The sequence below is a fragment of the Micrococcus sp. GbtcB5 genome (assembly GCF_019091605.1).
GTDB lineage: Bacteria > Actinomycetota > Actinomycetes > Actinomycetales > Micrococcaceae > Micrococcus > Micrococcus luteus.
The window spans coordinates 14,185-36,358 of record NZ_JAGXJK010000002.1; the positions used below are offsets into that span (position 1 = coordinate 14,185).

At 75.4% G+C, this 22,174-nt stretch carries 20 protein-coding genes and 1 tRNA gene; 6 read left to right on the forward strand and 15 right to left on the reverse strand.

What is annotated here, in order from left to right; translation table 11 throughout:
* Positions 1 to 10: 10 nt before the first annotated feature.
* Genes KVS67_RS01015 through KVS67_RS01030 form a run of 4 tightly spaced genes read right to left on the reverse strand, consistent with a single transcriptional unit; the run spans position 11 to position 3,150 of the window.
* Positions 11 to 406, reverse strand: coding sequence for an FKBP-type peptidyl-prolyl cis-trans isomerase (locus KVS67_RS01015; protein ID WP_010078659.1), 396 nt, complete (start codon positions 404 to 406; stop codon positions 11 to 13).
* 32 nt (positions 407 to 438) lie between these two features.
* A complete protein-coding gene (locus KVS67_RS01020) occupies positions 439 to 1,530 on the reverse strand; it encodes an FKBP-type peptidyl-prolyl cis-trans isomerase (RefSeq protein ID WP_036315158.1) in 1,092 nt (363 codons plus the stop codon).
* A gap of 37 nt (positions 1,531 to 1,567) precedes the next feature.
* Positions 1,568 to 2,962: a Pup--protein ligase gene (pafA, locus tag KVS67_RS01025; protein WP_063190053.1), complete on the reverse strand. Its 1,395-nt coding sequence runs from the start codon at positions 2,960 to 2,962 to the stop codon at positions 1,568 to 1,570.
* Positions 2,959 to 3,150, reverse strand: coding sequence for a ubiquitin-like protein Pup (locus KVS67_RS01030; protein WP_017488237.1), 192 nt, complete (start codon positions 3,148 to 3,150; stop codon positions 2,959 to 2,961). Before KVS67_RS01030 ends, pafA begins: the two co-directional genes overlap by 4 nt.
* Positions 3,151 to 3,274: 124 nt before the next feature.
* Here KVS67_RS01030 and KVS67_RS01035 point away from each other — a divergent pair, with 124 nt between their 5' ends.
* Both KVS67_RS01035 and KVS67_RS01040 read left to right on the forward strand, forming a co-directional pair.
* Positions 3,275 to 3,739, forward strand: coding sequence for a pyrimidine dimer DNA glycosylase/endonuclease V (locus KVS67_RS01035; protein ID WP_036315163.1), 465 nt, complete (start codon positions 3,275 to 3,277; stop codon positions 3,737 to 3,739).
* Between the two features lie 40 nt (positions 3,740 to 3,779).
* Positions 3,780 to 4,373, forward strand: a complete 594-nt coding sequence (locus KVS67_RS01040) for a cyclodeaminase/cyclohydrolase family protein (RefSeq protein WP_082836666.1) — start codon at positions 3,780 to 3,782, stop codon at positions 4,371 to 4,373.
* A 15-nt stretch (positions 4,374 to 4,388) separates the two neighbouring features.
* Here the strand turns inward: KVS67_RS01040 and dop are convergent, their stop codons facing one another.
* From dop to KVS67_RS01065, 5 genes are read right to left on the reverse strand one after another with little or no spacing between them, the layout of a single operon-like run.
* Positions 4,389 to 6,116, reverse strand: coding sequence for a depupylase/deamidase Dop (dop, locus tag KVS67_RS01045; protein ID WP_036336871.1), 1,728 nt, complete (start codon positions 6,114 to 6,116; stop codon positions 4,389 to 4,391).
* On the reverse strand, positions 6,113 to 7,867 hold the full coding sequence (gene arc / locus KVS67_RS01050) for a proteasome ATPase (RefSeq protein WP_036384806.1): 1,755 nt from the start codon (positions 7,865 to 7,867) through the stop codon (positions 6,113 to 6,115). The genes dop and arc overlap by 4 nt, the downstream gene beginning before the upstream one ends.
* Positions 7,868 to 8,932 carry a tRNA (adenine-N1)-methyltransferase gene (locus KVS67_RS01055; protein ID WP_036315172.1) on the reverse strand — a complete coding sequence of 355 codons (1,065 nt, stop codon included), beginning with the start codon at positions 8,930 to 8,932 and terminating at the stop codon, positions 7,868 to 7,870.
* Between the two features lie 16 nt (positions 8,933 to 8,948).
* Positions 8,949 to 10,076 (reverse strand): site-2 protease family protein, encoded by a 1,128-nt coding sequence (locus KVS67_RS01060; RefSeq protein ID WP_036315175.1) that lies wholly within the window; start codon positions 10,074 to 10,076, stop codon positions 8,949 to 8,951.
* Positions 10,073 to 10,813, reverse strand: coding sequence for an HAD family phosphatase (locus KVS67_RS01065; protein ID WP_051995261.1), 741 nt, complete (start codon positions 10,811 to 10,813; stop codon positions 10,073 to 10,075). The genes KVS67_RS01060 and KVS67_RS01065 overlap by 4 nt, the downstream gene beginning before the upstream one ends.
* A 91-nt stretch (positions 10,814 to 10,904) precedes the next feature.
* Here KVS67_RS01065 and KVS67_RS01070 point away from each other — a divergent pair, with 91 nt between their 5' ends.
* A complete protein-coding gene (locus KVS67_RS01070) occupies positions 10,905 to 11,855 on the forward strand; it encodes a proteasome assembly chaperone family protein (RefSeq protein ID WP_036315178.1) in 951 nt (316 codons plus the stop codon).
* A 22-nt stretch (positions 11,856 to 11,877) separates the two neighbouring features.
* Here KVS67_RS01070 and mshC read toward each other — a convergent pair whose 3' ends face one another.
* The 3 genes from mshC to KVS67_RS01085 all read right to left on the reverse strand — a co-directional run bounded on the left by mshC (position 11,878) and on the right by KVS67_RS01085 (position 14,332).
* Entirely contained in the window at positions 11,878 to 13,146 is a 1,269-nt protein-coding gene (gene mshC / locus KVS67_RS01075; protein ID WP_036315180.1) for a cysteine--1-D-myo-inosityl 2-amino-2-deoxy-alpha-D-glucopyranoside ligase, read from the reverse strand.
* Between the two features lie 64 nt (positions 13,147 to 13,210).
* Entirely contained in the window at positions 13,211 to 14,044 is an 834-nt protein-coding gene (locus KVS67_RS01080) for an undecaprenyl-diphosphate phosphatase (RefSeq protein ID WP_036315183.1), read from the reverse strand.
* A 69-nt stretch (positions 14,045 to 14,113) separates the two neighbouring features.
* Positions 14,114 to 14,332, reverse strand: coding sequence for a hypothetical protein (locus KVS67_RS01085; RefSeq protein WP_036315190.1), 219 nt, complete (start codon positions 14,330 to 14,332; stop codon positions 14,114 to 14,116).
* A 93-nt stretch (positions 14,333 to 14,425) separates the two neighbouring features.
* On the opposite strand from KVS67_RS01085, the gene KVS67_RS01090 reads away from it, so the two are divergent.
* On the forward strand, positions 14,426 to 14,665 hold the full coding sequence (locus tag KVS67_RS01090) for a DUF5703 family protein (RefSeq protein ID WP_036315193.1): 240 nt from the start codon (positions 14,426 to 14,428) through the stop codon (positions 14,663 to 14,665).
* A 52-nt stretch (positions 14,666 to 14,717) separates the two neighbouring features.
* Here the strand turns inward: KVS67_RS01090 and KVS67_RS01095 are convergent, their stop codons facing one another.
* Positions 14,718 to 16,043, reverse strand: coding sequence for a M20/M25/M40 family metallo-hydrolase (locus KVS67_RS01095; protein ID WP_036315197.1), 1,326 nt, complete (start codon positions 16,041 to 16,043; stop codon positions 14,718 to 14,720).
* Positions 16,044 to 16,159: 116 nt separating this feature from the next.
* Between KVS67_RS01095 and KVS67_RS01100 the strand changes: the two genes are divergently transcribed.
* Together KVS67_RS01100 and malQ are read left to right on the forward strand one after the other, a co-directional pair.
* Positions 16,160 to 16,243, forward strand: a tRNA-Leu gene (locus KVS67_RS01100).
* A 124-nt stretch (positions 16,244 to 16,367) separates the two neighbouring features.
* Positions 16,368 to 19,838, forward strand: coding sequence for a 4-alpha-glucanotransferase (malQ, locus tag KVS67_RS01105; protein ID WP_208011444.1), 3,471 nt, complete (start codon positions 16,368 to 16,370; stop codon positions 19,836 to 19,838).
* 64 nt (positions 19,839 to 19,902) lie between these two features.
* On the opposite strand, the gene KVS67_RS01110 is transcribed toward malQ, so the two are convergent.
* Together KVS67_RS01110 and KVS67_RS01115 are read right to left on the reverse strand one after the other, a co-directional pair.
* A complete protein-coding gene (locus tag KVS67_RS01110) occupies positions 19,903 to 20,790 on the reverse strand; it encodes a MaoC/PaaZ C-terminal domain-containing protein (RefSeq protein ID WP_063190055.1) in 888 nt (295 codons plus the stop codon).
* Positions 20,791 to 20,792: 2 nt separating this feature from the next.
* Positions 20,793 to 22,142 carry a 3-oxoacyl-ACP reductase gene (locus tag KVS67_RS01115; protein WP_036383386.1) on the reverse strand — a complete coding sequence of 450 codons (1,350 nt, stop codon included), beginning with the start codon at positions 22,140 to 22,142 and terminating at the stop codon, positions 20,793 to 20,795.
* Positions 22,143 to 22,174 lie beyond the last annotated feature (32 nt).

Here is a 22,174-nt window from a genome sequence, read left to right on the forward strand (position 1 = left end):
GGGCCCGGGGTCAGTCGACCGAGACGAGGTCGCAGACGAAGATGAGCGTCTCGTTCGGCCCGATCGCGGAGCCGGCGCCGCGGGCGCCGTAGCCCAGGTGCGGCGGGATCTCGAGGCGGCGGCGGCCGCCGACCTTCATGCCGAGCAGGCCCTGGTCCCAGCCGGCGATGACCTGGCCGACGCCGACGGTCAGGGGCAGCGGGGTGCCGCGGTTCCACGAGGCGTCGAACTCCTCGCCGGTGGACCAGGCCACGCCCACGTAGTGGACCTGCACGCGGGAGCCGGCCTCGACGGCCGGGCCGGAGCCCTCGATCAGGTCCTCCACCACGAGCTCGGTGGGCGGGGTCTCGCCCGGGAAGTCGATCTCGGGCTTGGTGCGGTCGTAGTCGCGCTGTCCGAAGGACACGGTGCTCTCCTCTGGGGTTCTCGTGGACGGGGTCAGTTCGCCGACTCGGTGGCGGGCGCCTGGGCGTCCAGGATGTCCACCACGAACAGCAGGGGCTCGTTCTCGCCGATGGCCGGCGGGCTGCCCTGCTCACCGTAGGCCTTCTCGGCCGGGATCGACAGGAGGACGCGCGAGCCCACCTTCTGGCCGGCCAGACCCTCCTTCCAGCCCTCGATGACCTGGTTGAGGGAGAACGTGATGGCCTGGCCCGTCTCCCAGGACGAGTCGAAGACCTCGCCGTCGGACCACGTCACGCCCTCGTACTGCACGGTCACGGTGTCGTCCGCGCCGACCTCGCGGCCCTCGCCCTCGATCAGGGACTGGACCACCAGCTCCTGGGGCGCCTCGCCGTCGGGCTTCGCGATGCTCGGCCGGCCGCTCTGCTCGTCCACGGTGACGTCGGGCAGGCGCTCGTCCCGCTCGGTCACTTCCTCGCCCTCGGCCTGCTTCGGCAGGATGGCGTCGATCTTGTAGACGAACAGCTGGGCGGGCTGCGTCTGGGTGGAGGGGGAGGCGCTCGGCGACGCGCTCTCGGTCTGCGGGACGGGGACGTCGTACTCGGGGCTGTACGCGGCGACGATCGTGCCGGCACCGCTGCCCACCAGCATCTCGTGGATCTCCGGGTTCATGGACTTGAGCTGGTCGTCCACGGGCACGGCCTCCGGTTCGCCGCTGAAGTTCTCGGCGACCACCTCGCCGCTGGCCGGATCGACGACGGCGATCGACATCTTCAGGACGTCGCCCTCCTGCACCTGCTCCCCCTCGCCGGCGGTCAGCACCCGCGTGGTGGGCTGGTCGGTGTCGATCTCCCCGTCGATCTCGACCGTCGGCGCCCCGCCGTCGCCCTCCGTGAAGGTGACACCCGTCAGGGCGTCCGGCTCCCCCTGGCCCTCGCCGACGGCCGCCCGCTCGGGGGCGGCCGACGTGGAGGCCGACGCGGTGTCGCGGTGGGGCTGGTCCGCGCCGTCGTCGCCGGTGGCGCAGGCGGTGGCCAGCATCAGGCCCGCGGCGCCGAGGGACAGCAGCGGCAGCAGGCGGCGACGGCGGCGGGCCGTCGGGGGCTGGGGGGTCTCGAACGAACTCATGCGGGTCACCCTAACGGCGCGTCCTGGACGCGCGCTGTCAGGCGATCCGCTCGAACAGCCGGTCGACGGCGGCCGACGACGTGTCGAACGGGTCCTTCGTCACGATCGCGTGCAGCGGATGGTCGGTGAGCTTCAGGGTCGTCCAGTCGACGGCGTAGTCCAGGCCGCGCTCCCGGGCACGGGCCACGAAGTCCGCGCGCACGCGGGCCCGGGTGGTGGGCGGGGCGGTCTCCACGGCGGACCGGGCGGCGTCCTCGGGCAGCAGGCGCGCGACGGCGCCGCGCCGCAGCAGCATGCGGAACAGCCCCCGGTCGGGGTCGATGTCGTGGAAGGCCAGGTCCAGCTGGGCGAGGCGGGGCGCGTCCCAGCCCAGGTCGTGGCGGGCCCGGTAGTCCTCCAGCAGGCGCAGCTTGATCGCCCAGTCGATGCGGTCCTCGATGCGGGACCGGTCACCGGTGCGGACGGCGTCGAGCACCTCGCCCCACAGGGTGAGGATCTCCCCCACCCGGTCGTGGTGGGCACCCTCCGCGGCGACGAAGGCGCGGGCCCGCTCGAGGTAGTGCTCCTGCAGCTCGAGCGCGGAGGCCTCCCCCTCGCGGAGCGCGATGCGGGCCGTGCCGGTGAGGTCGTGGGAGATCTGCCGCACCGCGCGGGTGGGGTGGGCGACGACGCGGTCCCCGAGCGGGAAGCCCGCCTCGATCATCCGCAGCAGCAGGTCGGTGGCGCCGAAGCGCAGCAGGTGGGTGTGCTCGGAGAGGTTCGTGTCCCCCACGATCACGTGGAGGCGCCGGTACTCGGAGGCGTCCGCGTGCGGTTCGTCCCGCGTGTTGATGATCGGCCGGGACCGCGTGGTGGAGGAGGACACGCCGTCCTGCACGAAGTCGGCGCGCTGGGAGAACGCGAAGTGGGCCGGGCCCTCGCCCTCGGGCCACGTGCCGGCGGGCACGACGCGGCCCGCGCCCACGAGGATCTGCCGGGAGACGAGGAACGGGACGAGCGCCTCGGTGAGCCGCCGGTACTCGGTGCGCCGGCGCAGCAGGTAGTTCTCGTGGGAGCCGTAGGAACTGCCCGAGGAGTCGGCATTGTTGCGGTAGAGGTGGATCCGGCCGCCGACCCCGTCCGCGGCCATGCGCTCCTCGGCCTGGACCACGAGGTCGTGCAGCAGCAGGTCCCCCGCCCCGTCCGAGGCGATGAGCTCGTCGAGCGTCGAGCACTCGGCGGTCGCGTACTCGGGGTGGGACCCGACGTCGAGATAGAGCCGGGAGCCGTTGGCCACGAACACGTTCGAGGACCTCCCCCACTCGACGACGGGCCGGAAGAGATAGCGGACGACCTCTTCGGGGCTCAGCGGGCGCCCCTGCGGGTTCCAGTGCTGGACGCCGTACTCCGTCTCCAGCCCGAAGATCCGGCGGGCGCGGTCCGCGTCGGTCACTGGCCGCCCTTCTGGACGAAGCCCTTGACGAACTCCTCGGCGTTGGACTCCAGCACCGAGTCGATCTCGTCCAGCAGGCTGTCCAGGCCCTGGTCCTGGGCCGCGGGCTTCACGTGCGCCTGGCCCGCCGCGGCGCCGGTCTCGTCGTCGCCGCCGGACGGGCGTGGGCGGATCTGCTCCTGGGACATGGTGGCCTCCTCGTGCGTCGACGCGGGTCGGTGTGCTCCGTCCGCGTCCACCCATCCTGCCCCACGCGCGGGCCACGTTTCAGCCCCACGTCCCCGGGTTGCCCCACGCTGGCAGGATGGGGGCATGCGCCTGTGGACCCTTCATCCCCGCCACCTCGACCGCCAGGGCCTGACGGGCGCCTGGCGCGAGGCCCTGCTCGCGCAGGCCGTCCTGGCCGGCCGCACGCGCGGATATCGGGACCACCCGCAGCTGCTGAGGTTCCGGGAGCACCCGGACCCGTCCGGCGCCGTCGGTGCGTTCCTCTCCGGCCTCGAGGCCGAGGCCACGGCGCGCGGCTATCGCTTCGATCACTCCCGGATCGACCGGCCGTGCCCCGCCCCCGACGGCGCCGTGCGCATCCCGCCCGCCGGTCTCGCACCGATCCCGGCCACCACGGGCCAGCGCGACCTGGAGTGGCGTCACCTGTGCGCCAAGCTGGCCGCGCGCAGCCCCGCCTGGCTCGAACGGTGGTCGGACACGCCCGTCCCCGACGTGCACCCGCTGTTCACGATCGTCCCGGGGCCGGTCGCGTCCTGGGAGCGCGCCTGAGGGCGGGCCGCGGTCGGGCCCGGTCTGGCACCGTGGGGGCATGATCCGCGACGAGAGCATCGACAGCTATCTGGGCCGCCTCGCCTCCGGCGAGCCCACCCCCGGTGGCGGCGCGACGGGCGCGCTGGCGGTCGCCGAGGGCGCCGGACTGCTGGCCATGGCGGCCCGGTTCAGCGCAGCCGAGGAGGACGCCCGGGCATCGGAGGGCCTGATCGCGGCGTGCCTCGGCCTCGCCGACGGCGACGAGCGGGGCTTCGGCGCCGTGGCCGAGGCGTTCGGGCTGCCCCGCGACACCCCGGAGGACCGGGCCCGGCGCTCGGCCGCGATCCAGGCCGCCCTGGCCGAGGCCGTCCGGCCACCCCGCGGGATCGTCGATGCCGCCGCGCGTGCACTGGACCTGGCCGAGCGTGTGCTGGACGCGGCGAACCCGAACGTGCTCTCCGACGTCGGTGCGGCGCTCGGCTGCGTCCGGGGCGGCCTCACCGCCGCCGCGGTGACCCTCGAGACCAACCTGGGCCCCCTCCGCGACGAGGGCCTGGAGGGCATCGTGCGCACCGACGTCGACCGGGCGGACCGTCTCGTCGCGCGGGCGGACGCCCTGCTGGGCCGCGTGCGCGCGGCCGTCACGGGCTGAGCGCCCGCCCCCGCCTCAGGCCCGTGCGCCGAACAGCGGCGCCAGCGTGGCCACGAGCGCCTCGTCGTCGGGCCGGGGCGCGGCGGCGTCCTCCCACCAGCCGGGCAGGTCCACGGCGGCGCCGACCAGCGGCTCGGCCAGGTGCAGCCGGTGCACCCGCTCCCCCGCCCCGCGCAGCAGCAGCGTCTCCCACGCGGCGCCGGCCACGCGGTCACCGTGGCGGCCCACGAGGTTGCCGCGGGTCCACGCGCGGGTGGCCCGCGGCGGCGTGGCGACGGCGGCACGGATCTCCGCCTCATCGGCGAGCGTCCGGAGGGCGCCGGCGGCCACGAGGCGGCGGTGCAGGGAGCGGGCCGGGCGCAGGTCGGCGTACTGCAGGTCCACCATCGCGAGGCGGGGGTCGGTCCAGTCCGCGCCCGTGCGGGCCCGCAGGCCCTCGAGGACGCGCAGCTTGGCCGCCCAGTCGGCGCGGTCGCTCAGGGACAGCGGATCCGCGGTGGCGTCGTCGAGGTCGATGGCCCAGGCCTCCAGCACCTCGCGCGTCTGCGGATCCGTCACCCCGAAGGCGGCGCAGTGGGCGCGGGCCGCGTCCAGGTAGGACCGCAGGATCTGCAGCCCGGTCCAGTGCCGGCGCACGGGGCCGTCCGCGGTGCGTTCGAGCAGCGGCACCGTGGCCCGCAGACCCGGGTCGTGGCTGATCGTCTGCAACGCGGCCACCGGGTCGTCCAGGGTGAGCCGGGGCGCCGTCCCGGCCTCGGCCATCGCGAGGACGAGCGCGGTCATGCCCATCCGCAGCCACGTGGCGTGCTGGCTCAGCGTCGCGTCGCCGATGATCACGTGGAGCCGGCGGTAGGCCTCGGGACGGGCGTGCGGCTCGTCCCGCGTGTTGACGATCGGCCGGTGGATCGTGGTCTCCAGCCCCACGGGCTCCTCGAAGTAGTCGGCCCGCTGCGACAGCTGGAAGCCCGGCCGCTCCCCCGCCGGGCCGAGCCCCACGCGGCCCGCGCCCACGAGCACCTGCCGCGCCGCGAAGAACGGCAGCAGGACGGCGGTGAGCTCCTCGAAGTCGAGGGACCGGGCCACGAGGTAGTTCTCGTGCGCGCCGTAGGACTGGCCCTTGCCGTCCACGTTGTTCTTGTAGACCAGCACCTCCGGGGCGCCCTCGGCCTGGCCGATGTGCTCGGCCGCCGCCTGCGCGACCAGGTCACCGGCGGCGTCCCACACCATGGCGTCCCGCGGGGTGGTCGTCTCCGGCGACGAGTACTCCGGGTGGGCGTGGTCCACGTACCAGCGCGCACCGTTGGCCAGCACGGTGGACAGGAGCAGGTGCACGGGCTCCCCGTCCGGGCCCACGAGCGCCTCGTCGGTCAGCTGCGAGGGGTGCGCCGCCGAACGCGGCAGCCGCCAGCCGCGGGCGTCCACGAGCGGCGACTCCCCCGTGTAGTCCCACTCCGTGCCGGCCACCGCCGAGCCGGACCGGGTGACCAGGTCCGCGTACGCGTTCACGAGCTCGACCGAGAGCACGCTGTGGTGCGCCCCCGGGTTGGCCGGCGCGTGGATGCCGAACTCGGTCTCCGTGCCCATCACCCGGTGCACGCCCCAGCCGGCGGCGTCCCTCCCGTTCGGGGGCACCGCCGCGCCGTGGAACAGCCGGCGCTGGCCCTCGAAGGCGGGGGTCGGGCCGACGTCGACGGCGGCGGCCCGGGCGAAGCCGTCCGCGGCCCCGCGGCCGAACGCGCTCATGCCTCGACCCCCCGGACCATGCGCAGCGAGCGCAGCCGAGGACCGCGCCAGCCGGAGGTGCGCGCCCACTCGGCGGGCGCGACCGTGGCCAGGAGGTCCGTCTGGTCCTCCAGCACCGCGGCCACGGCCTCGCGCAGGTGGCCCTCGCGGACGCCGAGCGCGGCCGGGGCCTGGCCGGCGGCCAGGTAGTCGCGCACCGCGTGCCGCTTGGCGCGGTCCACGACGTCGGCCACCACGGCGCCCGAGACGAGGTCGGCCAGGTGCAGGGCGTGGGTCGTGCCGGACACGTCCGTCAGCTCCGCCAGCGCGGTGTCCGCGCCGCGGTCGTAGAGGGCGGCGACCGTCCGGGCGATGAGCGTCGCGCGGGCCGCGTCCGCGGAGCCGGCCGCGACGACGTCGTCGGCGTGCAGGGGCACGTCTACGGTGAGGTGCTTGGCCATGATCTCCGCGGCGCCGTCGGCGTCGGGACGGTCCACGCGGATCTTCACGTCCAGTCGGCCGGGGCGGAGCACGGCCGGGTCGATCATGTCCTCGCGGTTGGAGGCGCCGATGACGATCACGTTCTCGAGGGCCTCGACGCCGTCGATCTCGGTGAGCAGCTGCGGGACGATCGTGGTCTCCACGTCCGAGGAGACGCCGGAGCCGCGCGTGCGGAACAGCGACTCCATCTCGTCGAAGAAGATGACCACGGGGAAGCCGGCGTCGGCCTTCTCGCGGGCCCGGTCGAAGATGACGCGGATCTGCCGCTCGGTCTCGCCCACGTACTTGTTCAGCAGCTCGGGTCCCTTGACGTTGAGGAAGAACGAGCGCTCGCCGTCCGCGCTGCGGGCCGAGAGGGCGTTGGCCACGGCCTTGGCGAGCATGGTCTTGCCGGTGCCGGGCGGGCCGTACAGCATGATCCCCTTGGGGGCGCGCAGGCCGTGCTCGCGGTAGACCTCGGGGTGCAGGAACGGGATCTCGACGGCCTCGCGGATCCGGTCGATCTGCGGGCCGAGGCCGCCGATGTCCTCGAATGTGACGTCCGGGACCTCTTCCAGCAGCACCTCGTCCACCTCGGACAGCTCGACCCGCCGCAGCGCCCATTCGACGCGGGCGTCCACGGTGACGGCGTCCCCGTGGCGCAGGTCGACGCCCTCCAGCGCGGGCGCGCGCCGCACCACGCGCTCCTCGTCCGCCGTGCCGGCCAGGACGAGGCCGCCGTCGGGCAGCGCCTCCTTGACGCGCAGCAGCTGACCCGACCCCGTGCCCGGGGCGACGCCGACGATCGAGCTGGACTCGTCCAGCAGCACCTGGGCGCCGGGGGTGAGGCGGGCGGCGTCGAGCAGCGGGGAGACCGTCACGCGCAGCCGCCGGCCGTTCTGCACGACGTCCGCTCCCCCGCGCACCACGGCGCCGGTCTCCACGCCCTCCTCGGGCTCGCGCGGGGCGTGGACGGCCTCGAGGGTGGCGAAGGTGAACGGCGGATGCGTGACGGCGTCCAGGTTCTCCTTGAGCGTGGCGATCTCGGCGCGCGTGGCCTCGAGCAGCTCGACCATGCGCCGGTTGTTGCGGGCGGCCGTCTGCGTCTGGGCCTCGGCGGCCCGACGGCGTTCGCTCAGGCCGGCGGCGTGCCGCTGGGCGGACTGCAGCTGGTGCCGCAGCCGTTCGGCCTCGGCCTGGGACTGCCGCAGCAGCTCCCGCGCCTCGGCGAGGCGCTGCTCGGCGTGCTCCGTGCCTGATTGCGCGTGGTGGTCCACCGGTGCTCCGTCCACTCAGTCCTGCACCCCGGTCGGGGTCCTCCCACCGTACGCGTCCACGCCCTGCTCGGCGGCGCGTGACCGCGCGGCCATGAGGCGGGCCTCCTTCGCCGCCTTGCGCGCCTTCTTGTCTGTGATCGGCCGTTCGCCGAGGGCCTCGGGCGTCCACCGGGCCTCGTCGGCCGGCTGCCAGGCCTCGACGTCCTCGGCTCTGAACTCGGAGACCTTGGAGCGCTTCTTCAGGCGCAGCGCCTCCTCGCCCGAGGCCAGGCGGCGGGCCGTGAGGAGGAAGCCGGTGTGCGCGACCATGCGGTGGTCGGGGCGCACGGCGAGCCCGTCCAGGTGCCAGCCGCGCACGAGGGTCTCGTTGGCCTCGACCTGCGTGAAGCGGCCCGAGTCCCGGATGGCCTCGGCCACGCGGGAGAGCTGGGTGGCGGTGGCCACGTAGTTCAGCCACACACCGCCGGGGGCCAGGACCTCGGCGACGGCGTCGAGGCATTCCCAGGGGGCCAGCATGTCCAGGACCACCCGGTCCACGGAGCCCGGCTCGTGGACCTTGGGCATCTCCTCCTGCGCGTCGCCGAGGTGCACCGACCAGGCGGGGTGCTCGGCGCCGAAGAAGGCCTCCACATTGGCCCGGGCGACGTCCGCGAACTCCGGGCGGCGCTCGTAGGAGTGCAGGCGCCCGTGGTCGCCCACGGCGCGCAGCAGGGACATGGACAGGGCGCCGGAGCCCACGCCGGCCTCGACCACGACGGCGCCCGGGAAGATGTCCGCCTGCTGCACGATCTGCGCCGCGTCCTTCGGGTAGACCACCGTGGCGCCGCGGGGCATGGACAGGACGAAGTCGTTCAGCAGGGGGCGCAGCACCTGGTACGGCTGGCCGGCCGAGTTCTCGACCACGACGCCCTCGAAGCCGCCGATCAGGTCGTCGTGCCGCAGCACGCCCTGGTAGCTGTGGAACTCCCCGCCGGGCAGCAGGGTGATCGTGTTGAGGCGGCCCTTCGCGTCCTTGATCTGCACGCGCTGGCCGGCCCGCAGGGGGCCGCGGCGCGCGCTCACGCCGGTGGGTTCGGTCATGGGGGGCTCCTTCGGTTCAGGGACGCCGCGTCGCGTCGACGGCGGCGAGGATCGTCTCGCGGGGCACCACGGAGCGCACGAGGCCGTGCGCGTCGGTCAGCACCCACACGGGGGTCTGGGGGTCGGCCAGGCGGGCGGCCAGGTCGGGACCGGCGGCGGGGACGTCGTCGCGGACGAGGACGGCCTCCGGAGCCAGGGCGACGGCGACCGCGGCCAGGGCGGTGGTCGTGCGGCGCGCCGGGGTCAGGCCCGCCGCGGCCGTGAGGTCCAGCACGCCGCGGGGCCGACCGGCCCCGTCCACGGCCACGACGGCGCGGCGGCCGCCGTCCGCCTGGGCCAGGGCCTCGGCGACGCTGAGGTGCTCGGGCAGGGCGATGGCGGGCGCCTCGACCTGCTCGAGCCGCAGGGTCTCCAGCCGGCGGCTCCAGCGCCCGTGGCGCACGGCGTCGTCCGCGCCCCGCCACAGCGTGAGGGCGACCCAGGCCGCCAGGACGACGACGAACAGGTCCGGCGCGCGGCCTGCGAGGGTCGGGGGGCCGAGCACCGCCGCGAGGACGCCCACCGCGACGACGCGCCCGGCCCAGCCGGCCGCCTCGACGCCACGGGCCCGGGAGCCGGTGGCGGCCCAGACGGCGGACTCGACCATGCGGCCGCCGTCGAGCGGGGTGCCCGGCAGCGCGTTGAACGCGGCCAGGAGGAGGTTGGCCCACACCGTGACCTCGAGCAGCAGGGCGGGAACGGACGGGCCGGGCACGGCGCGGGCCGCCAGATGGGCGAGGCCCGCGAGCACGAGGTTCGCGGCGGGGCCGGCCATCGCGGTGAGGACCGTGTCCAGCGGTCGAGCGGACGGGCTGCGGAACTGGGTGTGCCCGCCCCACAGGGTGAGCGCGATCTCCTCGGTGCGCTGGCCGAAGGCGCGGCCGGTGAGGGCGTGGGCGGCCTCGTGGACCAGGACGGAGAGGGCCAGGAGCACGGCGTACCCCAGGGCGACCGCGTAGGCGCCGCCGCCGATCGCGGGCAGCGCGCGCTGGATCTGCGGGCCGAACGCGAGGGTGATGACCGCGGCGATCAGGAGCCAGGACCAGGACAGGCGCACCGGCGCGCCGGCGATCGTGCCCAGCCGGACGGAGGCGGGCCCGCTCATCCGGCCCCGTCCGCCCCGGGCCCGCGCGCGGCGGCGATCCGGCGGACCGCGGCGAGGTCGGCCGGCGTGCGGCCGGCGAGCGTCGTCCACTCGACGGTCGCGAGCCCCGCCGGCAGCGGCAGCACGCTGGGCACGCCGACCGTCGGCAGGCCCGCGGCCACGGCCGCGCCGACGCCCACCGGGGAGTCCTCGACCGCCACACAGTCGGCGGCCGTCAGCCCCGGTGTCCGCTCGGCCAGCAGCTGCAGGCCCAGCTGGTACGCCTCCGGGTCGGGCTTGCCCCGGGAGACCATGTCCCCCGAGACGACGACGTCCAGCGTGCCCGCCGGCGCCCGCTCGGCCAGTGCGCGGGCCAGTGGGGCATGGGACATCGTCACGAGGGCGCCCGGCACGCCGGCCTCGGCGAGCGCGACGAGCAGCTCCCGGGCACCCGGCCGCCATGGCACCCCACGGACGACCCCCTGGACGACCTCGTCCATCGTCAGGTCGATGATCCGCTGCACGGGCAGGTCCAGCCCGGCCTCCTGCAGGCGGCGCGCTCCCTCGTCGAGGGGGCGTCCCACGAGGGAGGCGGCCAGGTCATCCGACCAGGTGCCGCCGTGCTCGACCACCAGGCGGCGCTGGACGGCGTTCCACAGGGGCTCCGTGTCCACGAGGGTGCCGTCCATGTCCCACAGGACGGCGCGTGGCAGGCGGCGGGCACGGTCGTCCGGGGCGGGCGCGGGGTGGCGGGGCATGGAGTGCATCCTATCGAGCGCCGCCGCCGGGGTGTGCGGGGCGGGTCGCGGGCCGTGGCCCCGTCGTCGGGCCGTGTCTAGGCTGGCCGCCATGACCGACGCTACCTCCGAGGACCAGCCGGACGACGTCCTGGGCCCGCTGCGGACCCACCTGACGGCGACCGTGGACGAGCTCGAGGCCGGGCGGCGGGCCCCCACGGTCCTGTTGCTGGCCTTCGAGGGGTGGAACGACGCCGGGGAGGCCGCGACCGGGGCCCTGGGCGCGCTGCGGGAGCAGTGGGACGCGGCGGACGCGGGACGGGTGTGCGACGGCGAGTTCTACGACTACCAGGTCACTCGACCCCTGGTCCGGCGCGACGCCGACGGGCTGGGGACGCTGGACTGGCCGGCGGTCACCCTGCACGAGGCGCTCCTGGACCGTGAGGGTCGGCCCGTCGCGGGCGAGGCTGCCCCGCCGGACGGGGTGCGTGTGCTCCTCGCCGTCGGCGTGGAGCCGAACGTGCGGTGGCGCGCGTTCCTCGAGGAGCTGTTCACGGCGGCCGACGCGCGTGACGTGGACGCCGTCGTGACGCTGGGCGCGCTGCTGGCGGACGTGCCCCACACCCGGCCCCTGCGCGCCCGCCCGACCTCGCCGCTCGTGGACGTGCGGGTGGCCGTCGGCGCGGACCGTCCGGTCTACGAGGGGCCCACCGGGATCATCGGCGTCATCGCGGACGAGGCCGCGCGCCGCGGCCTGCCGAGCCTCTCGCTGTGGGGGACGGTGCCCCACTACGTGGCCCAGGCGCCCTCCCCCAAGACGCTGCTCGGGCTGGTCGAGGCGGTCGAGGACCTGCTGCACGTGAGCGTGTCCACGCGCGGGCTCGAGGACGACGCGAGGGCCTGGCAGCGCGGCGTGGACGAGCTGGCCGCCGAGGACCCCGACGTCGCCGCCTACGTCCGGCAGCTCGAGGAGGCCCAGGACACCCAGCAGCTGCCGGAGGCCTCGGGCGAGTCGATCGCGCGGGAGTTCGAGCGCTATCTGCGCGGGCGCGGCGGACGCTGACGCCCGGCCGCGCCCGGCGGGGTCAGCGCAGGCGCAGACCCAGCAGCGCCGCCACGACGTCGACCACCGGCAGCGGGTCGGCGGCGGCCTCGGCCAGGCCCGGCAGGGTGCCGGCCGCCCATGCGTCGAGGGCCTCCAGCGCGCGGGGGGCGTCGAGGTCGTCCGAGAGCGCCGCGTGCACCGCGTCCAGCACGGCGACGCCGGCGGCGGCATGCGGTCCGTCCAGGGCGGCGCGCCAACGGGCCACCCGCGCCTGGGCGTCGGCCAGCACCTGCTCGGACCACTCCCAGTCCGACCGGTAGTGGTGCGCGAGGATCGCCGCGCGGACGGCCACCGGCTCGACGCCCCGCGCCCGCAGGCGGGAGACGAGTTCGAGGTTGCCGAGGGACTTGGACATCTTCTCGCCGTCCAGGGCCACCATGCCGGTGTGCGCGTAGGTGTGCGCGAGCGGCAGGCCGTCGACGGCGGTGGCGTGCGCGGCGGAGAACTCGTGGTGCGGGAACCGCAGGTCGGAGCCGCCGCCTTGCACCGTGAACGGCGCCGGCAGGTGGGCCCGGGAGATCACGGAGCACTCGATGTGCCAGCCGGGCCGGCCGGAGCCGAGCGACCGCCCGTCCCAGGCAGGCTCGCCCTCGCGGTGCACGCGCCACAGCAGCGGGTCCAGCGGGTCGCGCTTGCCGGGGCGGTCGGGATCGCCTCCCCGCTCCGGGAACACCGCGGCCATCTCGTCCAGGCCCATCGCGGAGACCTGTCCGAGGCGCCAGTCGGTCGCGGACTGGGCCGCGCGGACGTCGAAGTAGACGTCCCCGTCGGGCTCGCCGTCGCCGCCCGGCACGCGGTAGGCCCGGCCCGCCGCCAGCATCGTCTCGACGGCGTCCACCACCAGGCCCACCGCCTCGGTCGCGCCGACGTAGTGGTCCGGGGCGAGCACCTCGAGGGCGGCCATGTCCGCACGGAACAGGTCGGTCTGCTCCTCGGCGAGCGCGCGCCAGTCGACGCCGGTCGCCTCGGCCCGCTCGAGCAGGGGGTCGTCCACGTCGGTCACGTTCTGGACGTAGGCGACCTCGAGACCGGCCGCGCGCCAGTAGCGGTGCAGCAGGTCGAAGGCCACATAGGTGCTCGCGTGGCCGAGATGCGTCGCGTCGTACGGGGTGATCCCGCAGACGTACAGCGAGGCGCGCTGCGCGTCGTTGCCCGGATGCCGAGTCCGTCCCGTGGCGGTGTCGTGCAGCCGCAGCCGGTCGGGGCGGCTCGGCACGGCGGGCGGGGCGGGGGTGCTCCAGGACTTCACGGGACTCCTCAGATCGGGGTGGTTCGGCGGTGCCGGGCCGCCATGCCCGGCGGCGGGAGCGGGCTCAGGCGCTGATGACGCCCGCGCCCAGCAGGGCGAACAGGACGCCGCCCAGGAGGATGCGGTACCAGACGAACGGCAGGTACGAGTTGGTGCTGATGAAGCGCATGAGCCAGGCGATGACCGCGTAGGCCACCACGAAGGCGATCGCGGTCGCGACCAGCGTCTCCCCCATGCCGTACGGGCCCTGCGTGCCGGGATCGGTGAGCGAGGTGTACAGCTTGTACAGGCCGGAGGCGAACACGGCGGGCACCGCCAGCAGGAACGCGTAGCGGGTGGCGGCGGGCCGGGTGTAGCCCATGGCCAGGCCGGCCGCGATGGTGCCGCCGGAGCGCGAGACGCCCGGGATCAGCGCGAGGGCCTGGGCCAGGCCGTAGAGGACGCCGTCCCGCACGGTGAGCTTCTCGAGCGGCTTGGTCTGACGGCCGAGCCGGTCCGCCAGGGCGAGCAGGACGCCGAACACGATGAGCATGGTCGCCGTGATCCACAGCGACCGGAACTCCGTGTCGATCCAGTCCTCCAGCAGCAGGCCCAGGACCGCGATCGGGATCGAGCCCACGATGATCAGCCAGCCCATGCGCGCATCGGGGTCCGAGTGCGGGATCCGCCCCGTGACCGCGGCGCACCACCGGCCGATGATGCGGGTGATGTCGCGCCAGAAGTAGATGAGGACCGCCAGCTCCGTGCCGAGCTGCGTGATGGCCGTGAAGGCCGCCCCCGGGTCGGTCGCGGAGGGCAGGAACTCGCCCACGATGCGGATGTGGGCGGAGGAGGAAATGGGCAGGAACTCCGTGAGGCCCTGCACCAGGCCCAGGATGATGGCTTCGATCCACGTCACGGAGGGTCACTGTACGCCACGGCCCCGGGTGGGAACCCGGGGCCGTGCGATCCGTCACGAGCAGGACGGTCAGTCGTCGTCGTCCTCGTCGTCGAAGAGGTCGAGCGGGGTGACCTCCTCGGTGTCCGCGTACAGGGCGTCCTCGTAGGCCTCGAAGGCGTCGGCCACGGCGAAGAAGGCGGCTTCGACGGCGGGGTCGTCCTCGCCCCGCTTGTTCTGCGCGGCCACGAGGTGTTCGTTCAGGGCGGTGGTGAGGGCCTCGAGGGCCATGCGGGCGTCAGAGCTCATGGGTGAACGGTAACCCGGTGGCCGGTGACGCGGCCAGGGGTGGGCCGTGCGGGACCGGCCGCCGGACCCGACGCCGTCTGCCAGGATGGGCGGGTGCGTGAACAGCTGATGTCCTCGACCCTCGACGCGATCTCCCGCGGACAGAAGTGGGAGTACCTGGTGATGACGGTCGCCGCCCACGAGTCCCTCGCCGACGCCCGGCGGCGCCTCGTGGAGCACGCGGAGTACGGCCAATGGGAGCTGCAGCGCTCCGTGCACTACCGTGACGGGGCGCGCCGCTACTGGATGCGCCGCCGCGTGATGCGCGTGGCCTCGACCCTGCAGACCCTCTGAGGCGCGGGCGCGACGACGCCGCCCCGGCCGTCGTCGCCGCCCGCGGCCCGGATCAGCGCGGCTCCAGCATCCGCTCGAGCACCCGGCAGCCGAACTCGAGCGCGTCCACGGGCACCCGCTCGTCGATGCCGTGGAACAGGGACGTGAAGGCCAGGTCGGCGGGCAGGCGCATGGGCGCGAAGCCGTAGCCGGTGATGCCCAGCCGGGAGAGGGACTTGTTGTCCGTGCCCCCGCCGAGCATGAACGGCAGCACCTGGGCCTCGGGGTCCTCCGCCTGCAGCGAGGCGATCATCAGCTCCACCAGGTCCCCGGAGAAGGGGGTCTCCAGGGTGACGTCCCGGTGCTCGGGTGCGATGGTCACGTCGGGACCGGCGAGCTCGGCGATCGTGGCGAGGGCGGACTCCTCCTCCCCGGGGATCAGGCGCACGTCCACGGTGCCGGTGGCCGAGGACGGGATGACGTTGTGCTTGTAGCCGGCGGTCAGCCCCGTCGGGTTGGACGAGGTGCGCAGGGTGCCGGCCACCCAGGAACGGGCCTGCCCGAGCGCGTCGAGCTGCGGCGTCGGGTCCGTCTCGTCGAAGTCCACGCCCATGATCTCGGCCACCTGTTCGAGCAGCGCGCGCGTGGTCTTGGTGTACACGAGCGGCCACTCGTGCCCGCCGATGCGGGTCATGGCGCCGGCCAGCCGGGTGACCGCGTTGTCCGGGTGCGGGGCCGAGCCGTGCCCGGGGGCGCCCTCCGCGGTGAGGTTGAGCCAGGCGAGCCCCTTCTCCGCGGTCTGCACGAGGTAGGCGCGCGAGCCGTGCACCTCGGTGGAGAAGCCCCCCACCTCGGAGATCGCCTCGGTGCACCCGTCGAACACCTCGGGGTGATGGTCCACGACCCAGCGTGCGCCGTAGACGCCGCCGGCCTCCTCGTCGGCGAAGAACGCAACCGTCAGGGGTCGCCGCGGCCGGCGGCCCGTGCGGGCCAGGTGCAGCAGCACCGCGAGCACCATGGCGTCCATGCCCTTCATGTCCACGGCGCCGCGCCCCCAGATCATGCCGTCCTTGAGCTCGGCGCCGAACGGGTCCACGCTCCACTCGTCCGCCTCGGCGGGGACCACGTCCGTGTGCCCGTGGATGACGAGCCCCGGCGCCTCCGGATCCCAGCCCGGCAGGTGCCCGACGACGGAGACCCGGCCCGGCGCCGACTCGAAGAAGCGGGGGGTCATCCCCGCCTCGGTCATGAGCCGGGCGCAGTACTCCGCGGCCTCAGGCTCACCGACGGAGACGTTGCCCCCGCGGTTGGTGGTGTCGATCCGGATGAGGTCGCGGCAGATCTCCACGACGCGGTCCTCGGGGCGCGAGCGGGCGGGGTTCTCGATGTTCTCGACCATGGTTTTGAGCCTAGCCCGAACCCGTGCTATCTTTCTCGAGTTGCCCGGAGCGGGACGGACCGGACAGGACCGGAACGCGGTGGGCGACGGAGCCTCTCCCAGGGCTCCACCGATGAGCGCGAGTGGCGGAATTGGTAGACGCGCAGCGTTGAGGTCGCTGTGTCCGCAAGGACGTGGGGGTTCAAGTCCCCCCTCGCGCACCGCTCGTCGAGCAGCAGGGCCCCGGTCGTCACGACCGGGGCCCTGCGTGTTCCCCGGACCGGCGTCCCCTCTAGAGTGGTGTCTGTGCGACGGCAGGCGCCGTCGGTGGAACCGCACGACGGCATGGAGGACCTGATGGCCCTGGAAGCCCCCGCACTGCTGCACCGGCTCGCGCGAGCCCACGGGGTGCAGCCCGAGTACGTCGGGCAGGACGGCTCGGCCCAGACCGTGCCGGACGAGGCCCTCGTGAAGGTGCTCGCCGCCCTCGGGGTGTCGGTCCGTCCGGACGGGGTCGCCGCTCTGGCCGAGGCGCTGGAGGAGGCGGAGACGGCCCCCTGGCGGGACGTGCTCCCGCCCACCGTGGCCGCCCGGTCCGGCCACCGCCTGTCCGTGCCGTGCCACGTGGCCGCGGGCGAGCCGGTCGTGGCCCGCGTGCGCACGGAGGACGGGCGGACCCTCGAGGTGAGCGTGAGCGAGCCGGTGTCCGAGGTCCGCCTCGTGGACGGCGTCGAACGCGAGCGCGTCCACGTGCAGATCCCCGCCGACCTCGCCCCGGGCTGGCACCGGCTGGAGGTGACCAGCGGCTCCGGCTCCACCGCCTCCGCGGTCCTGGTCTGCGCCCCGACCCGGCTGAGCACGGCGCGTCCCTTCCTCGAGCGCCGCGGCTGGGGCGCGGCCGCGCAGGGCTACTCGGTGACCTCGGCGGACTCGTGGGGCATCGGCGACGCGGCGGACATGGCGTCCCTGGCCGAGATCGTCGCCCGGCACGGTGCCGACTTCCTGCTGCTGCACCCCCTGCACGCGATCGAGCCCGGCCCCCATCCGGCGGACTCCCCCTACTCCCCCGTCTCCCGTCGGTTCCTCTCGGCGCTGGTCGTGCACGTGCCCTCGATCCCCGAGTTCGCCGACCTGCCCGCCGCGGAGCAGGCGGAGCTGCGGTCGGCCGGCGCCCGCGTCCAGGCGGAGCTGGAGCGCACCGGCCGGATCGATCGGGCCGCCGTCGCCGCCGTCCTGTGGCCCGCGCTGCGCCGCGTGCACGAGGTGCCCCGCTCCCCCGAGCGCGAGGCCGCCTACGCACGGTTCCGCGCCGAGGCCGGCCCGGGCCTGGACGACTTCGCCCTCTGGTCCGTCCTGCGGCTGGACGGCGACGGCACCGGACCCGATCTCGCCGACCCGGCCTGGGCGCCGGGCGGGGTCGAGGCGGAGCGGGTCCGCGTCGAACGCGCGACCGACGTCGACCTGCACCGCTGGGTGCAGTGGATCGCCGCCGAGCAGCTCGCCGGCGTGCAGGAGCGGGCCCGGGCGGCCGGCATGCGCATGGGCGTCATGGTGGACCTGGCAGTCGGGGCGACCCGCGAGACCGCGGACGCGTGGATGCTCGGGGACGTGCTGGTGCCGACCATGTCCGTCGGCGCGCCGCCCGAGCTGTTCAACCAGCTGGGCCAGGACTGGTCGCAGCACCCCTGGCATCCGCGCCGCCTGGCCGAGACCGGCTACGCCGCGTTCCGGGACATGCTGCGCACCGTGCTGCGCGGCGCGGGCGGCATCCGGATGGACCACGTCCTGGGGCTGTTCCGCCTGTGGTGGATCCCGGAGGGCGCCGGTGCCACCCAGGGCGCGTACGTCGAATACGACCACGAGGCGATGCTCGCCGTGCTCACGCTCGAGGCCGAGCGGGCCGGCGTCGTCGTGGTGGGCGAGGACCTCGGCACGTTCGAGCCGTGGGTGCAGCGCCGCCTGGCCGAGGCCGGCGTGCTCGGCACGTCGATCCTGTGGTTCGAACAGGAGGACGGCGAGCCCACCCCGCCGGAGCGCTACCGGCGGCTGGCCATGGCGGCGGTGAACACGCACGACCTGCCGCCCACGGCCGGTTACCTCGAGGGCGTCCAGGTGGACCTGCGCGAACGGCTGGGCCTCTACACCGTGGACGTCGCCCAGGAACGCCGCCGGTCGGCGGAGGAGGTGCGCGCGTTCCTCGCCGCCGCGGCCCGGCGCGGGCTGCTCGCCGAGGCGGACGTGGACGTCCCCGACGCCGGCCCCGAGGTGCGCGAACGCCAGATCGTGGCCCTGCACCGCCTGCTCGCGCAGGCGCCCTCGGCCCTGCACAGCGTGGCGCTCGTGGACGCCGTGGGCGAGCGGCGCATCCAGAACCAGCCCGGCACCCTCCAGGACCAGTACCCGAACTGGACTGTGCCGCTCGGCGACGGCGCCGGACGGATGGTCTCCGTCGAGGACCTGGCGGACTCGGCGTCGGCGGCCCGGCTGTTCGACGCCGTGGACGCCGAACTGCGGGCGTCCGTGCCGGTGGGGATCGGGGTCAGCCTGCACACCTCCCCCCTGGCCCAGCCCGGCCGCGGCGACGCCGGCGGCATGAACGTCTACGTGCGGCAGGCCGCCGTGGCCCTGGCCCGCCGGGGCGTGCGGATGATCCTGCTGACCCGGGCGGAGGAGCCGGTGGGAGCGGATGGCGCACGGGTCCGGATGCTGGACGCCGGCGGGCAGGCCCCGCCGGTCACGGTCGTGGACCTCGCCGCCGGGCCGTCCGCTCCCGTGCCCAAGGAGGAGCTGGCGGGACTGGGCGCCGAGTTCACCCGCGCGGCCCTGGACTGGCTCGCCTCGGACGCCGTGCCGGGCGGTCCCGTCCTCGGTGGCGCGGACGCCCCGCCCGTCGCGTTCGTGCACGGCCACTACTGGCTCTCCGGGTCCACCGCCGCGGCGCTGGCGCGGGCGGCGCACGCCCCGTACCTGCAGACCATGCACACCACGGCGGCGGCGAAGATGCTCGAGGACCCCGAGCTGCGCGAGCCGGCCGCGCGGATCGAGGCCGAGCGCGAGGTCGCCGAGCGGGCCGACCTGCTCGTGGTCAACTCCGCCGCCGAGGTCGCCGACCTGCGCGAGCTGCTGGACGTGCCCCGCGCCCGCACCCGGGTGCTGCCCCCCGGGGCCGACCTCGAGACGTTCACGCCGGAGGGCGCCGCGCAGTGGCCGGGCGCCCCGGACGACAACGGAGCCCTGCGGGTTCTGTTCGCCGGCCGCGTGCAGCGGCACAAGGGCCCGCACCTGCTCGTGGCCGCCCTCGGTGTGCTGCGCGAGCGGGCCGGTGGCACGGGCGCCGACCCGGGTGTGCGCCTGCACGTGAACGGGGCCGCCTCGGGGGGCGACGAGCTGGACCTGGCGAGCCTGGCCGCGGAGGAGGGGGTCGCCGACCTGGTGACGTTCTCCGGGCCGGTGCCCGCGCCCGCCCTGGCCGCCCAGTTCCGGGCGGCGGACGTGGTGGCGATGCCGAGCGCGTCGGAGACCTACGGCCTGGTCGCCCTCGAGGCACAGGCCTGCGGCACGCCCGTGCTGGCGCACCGGGTCGGCGGACTGGTCTACGCGGTCCTCGACGGCGTGTCCGGCCGCCACGTGACGGCGGGCACCCCTGAGGCGTGGGCCGATGCCCTGGCCGAGATCCTGGCGGATCGTGACGCCTGGGCCGCGTTGGGGCCCGGCGCCGTGCGTCACGCCGCCGGTCACTCGTGGGAGGCCTACGCGGACGGGCTGCTCGAGGCCGTCGCCGCCGTGCCGCGGCGGTCGCCCGGGCCGGACGCCTGAGCCGCCGCGCTCACCGGCCCGCCGGGACGGGTGGTCCCGGCGGGCCGACGCGTCGGCCCGGCCGTCAGGGCTCGAGCGGAGTGATCTCCCCGGAGAAGTGCGGGCGCCGGCGCCGCGCATCCCAGCCCCACACGCGCGTGCCGCCGTCGGGCCCGGGCTCGTAGCGGACGGCCACGGTGGTCGGCAGCACGACGGGCGCCTCGAAGTCGATGTGCCAGCGGAACCCGGCGCCGGCCGGCTCACGGCCCTCGAGCATCCGGGCGGCCAGGAACATCCCGTGGGCGATCGCGCCCTTCATGCCGAACAGTCGAGCCGAGACGCCCGTCAGGTGGATCGGGTTCCAGTCCCCGGAGACGCCCGCGTACCGGCGTCCGGCCCCCGTCCCGAAGCGCCACTGGGCGGTCGGCGTCGGGGGCACGAAGTCCGGGCGGGCGGGCCGCTCGGGACGCAGGCCGGAGAGGTGGACGCCCTTGGCGAGGTACCGGGAGACGCCCTCCCACAGCAGTGCCTCCCCGCCGTCGTCGCCGGGCCCCTCGACGGTCACGACGACGTCCACGGCGGTACCCGCGTGGTGCGGGACGAGACCCACCGCACGCGCGGTGACGCGCAGGGCGGTCTCCGCCGGGACGGGCCGGTGGTGCAGGACGGTGTTGCTCAGGTGCACCAGCCCGGGCAGGGGCAGCGGGAACTCGGGGTCGGCCATCAGCTCCATCGCCGCGCCGAACACCTGGGCGTGCACCAGGACCGAGGGCAGGTCCGCCGGATCCGCGGACCCGACGGCCCCGCGCCACGCGGTCACGGCCGGGATGCGGTGGCCGGTCACGACCACCTGACGGTCCGGGAGCTCGCGGGGACGGCGCCGACGGACGACGGCGTCCGTGGCGGCCCGCCCCGCGGCGCGGAGGTAGAGCCGGCCGAGGGAGGGCGGGGCGGACAGCTGCGTGGTCTGCATCCTCACGCCCCCAGCTTCGACTGGCCGCAGACCCGCAGCGTGGCCCCGTTGGTGCCTCCGGCGGCGTCCGAGGCGAGCCAGGCCACCGTCTCGGCCACGTCCTGCGGCAGGCCGCCCTGCTGCAGCGCGTTGAGCCGCCGGCCCACCTCGCGCGTGGCGAGCGGGATCTTCGCGGTCATCTCGGTCTCGATGAAGCCCGGGGCCACCGCGTTGATCGTGCCCCCGCGGGCCGCGAGGACCGGGGCGGACGCCGCCGTCAGGCCGATGACCCCGGCCTTCGAGGCCGCGTAGTTCGTCTGGCCGCGGTTGCCCGCGATGCCGGAGATGGAGGCCAGGCCCACGATGCGCAGCCCCTGACCCGCCACGTCCCGGGCGTCCTCGGCGAGGAACGCCTCGTTCATGGCCAGCTGGGCCGTGGTGTTCACGGCGAGGACGGAGTCCCAGCGCGCGGCGTCCATGTTGGCCAGCATCCGGTCCCGGGTGATCCCGGCGTTGTGCACCACCACGTCCATCCGGCCGTGCCGGGTGCGGCAGTGCTCGAGGATGCGAGCGCCCGCGTCCGGCGCCGTGATGTCCAGGGCGAGCGCCGTGCCGCCGACCTCGTTCACGACCTCGGCCAGCGCCTCGCCCGCCGCCGGGACGTCCACGCCGACGACCACGGCCCCGTCGCGGGCGAGCGTCCGCACGATGGCGGCGCCGATGCCGCGGGCGGCACCGGTGACCACGGCGACCTTGCCGGCCAGCGGGCGCGCCGCGTCGGCGGGGACAGCGCCGTCGGCGGTGGCGACGGGCACGAACTGGCCGGAGACGTACGCCGCGCGGCCGGAGAGCAGGAACGCCAGCGCACCGGCCGCACCGGGGGCGGTGAGCGGCACGCCCTCGCCCAGGACCAGGCCGTTGGCCGTGCCGCCGCGGCGCATCTCGTGCGCGATGGAGCGGGTCAGGCCCGTCACGCCCTGGCGGGCGGCGCGCAGGGTCGGGTCCGTGGCGGCCTCGGGGTCCTCGAACACCGTCACCACGCGCGAGGAGGAGCCCAGCGAGCGCAGCGCGCCGCCGATCTCCAGCGCCACCGCGCCGAGGTCCGCGGGCGTGGCGACCCCGTCGAAGCACGCGACGATCGCCGCGTGGCGGGCGCCCTCCCGGGGGGCGTCGGCGACCTCGAGGCCCCACGAGGCCAAGAGGGTGCGGGCGTCCGCGGCTGCGGGGGTCGCGCCCAGGACGAGCACGGAGCCGGGCAGCACGGGGTCGCCGGGGGTGTGCCGGCGCAGCTCGACGGGCTGAGGCAGGCCCAGGGCGCCGGTGAGGCGGCGGCCCAGGGGCGAGGCGACGAAGGTGCCGTAACGGTCGGTCATGGTCGGTCCTCTCGGGTCGGGTCGGTCGGGGC

Excerpts from the sequence above, each read along its gene's own strand:
- KVS67_RS01020 (WP_036315158.1), bottom strand. The coding sequence starts at position 1,530 with ATGAGTTCGTTCGAGACCCCCCAGCCCCCGACGGCCCGCCGCCGTCGC.
- KVS67_RS01030 (WP_017488237.1), bottom strand. The coding sequence starts at position 3,150 with ATGTCCCAGGAGCAGATCCGCCCACGCCCGTCCGGCGGCGACGACGAG.
- KVS67_RS01035 (WP_036315163.1), top strand. The coding sequence starts at position 3,275 with ATGCGCCTGTGGACCCTTCATCCCCGCCACCTCGACCGCCAGGGCCTG.
- KVS67_RS01040 (WP_082836666.1), top strand. The coding sequence starts at position 3,780 with ATGATCCGCGACGAGAGCATCGACAGCTATCTGGGCCGCCTCGCCTCC.
- dop (WP_036336871.1), bottom strand. The coding sequence starts at position 6,116 with ATGAGCGCGTTCGGCCGCGGGGCCGCGGACGGCTTCGCCCGGGCCGCC.
- KVS67_RS01055 (WP_036315172.1), bottom strand. The coding sequence starts at position 8,932 with ATGACCGAACCCACCGGCGTGAGCGCGCGCCGCGGCCCCCTGCGGGCC.
- KVS67_RS01060 (WP_036315175.1), bottom strand. The coding sequence starts at position 10,076 with ATGAGCGGGCCCGCCTCCGTCCGGCTGGGCACGATCGCCGGCGCGCCG.
- KVS67_RS01065 (WP_051995261.1), bottom strand. The coding sequence starts at position 10,813 with ATGCCCCGCCACCCCGCGCCCGCCCCGGACGACCGTGCCCGCCGCCTG.
- KVS67_RS01070 (WP_036315178.1), top strand. The coding sequence starts at position 10,905 with ATGACCGACGCTACCTCCGAGGACCAGCCGGACGACGTCCTGGGCCCG.
- KVS67_RS01085 (WP_036315190.1), bottom strand. The coding sequence starts at position 14,332 with ATGAGCTCTGACGCCCGCATGGCCCTCGAGGCCCTCACCACCGCCCTG.
- KVS67_RS01095 (WP_036315197.1), bottom strand. The coding sequence starts at position 16,043 with ATGGTCGAGAACATCGAGAACCCCGCCCGCTCGCGCCCCGAGGACCGC.
- malQ (WP_208011444.1), top strand. The coding sequence starts at position 16,368 with ATGGAGGACCTGATGGCCCTGGAAGCCCCCGCACTGCTGCACCGGCTC.
- KVS67_RS01110 (WP_063190055.1), bottom strand. The coding sequence starts at position 20,790 with ATGCAGACCACGCAGCTGTCCGCCCCGCCCTCCCTCGGCCGGCTCTAC.
- KVS67_RS01115 (WP_036383386.1), bottom strand. The coding sequence starts at position 22,142 with ATGACCGACCGTTACGGCACCTTCGTCGCCTCGCCCCTGGGCCGCCGC.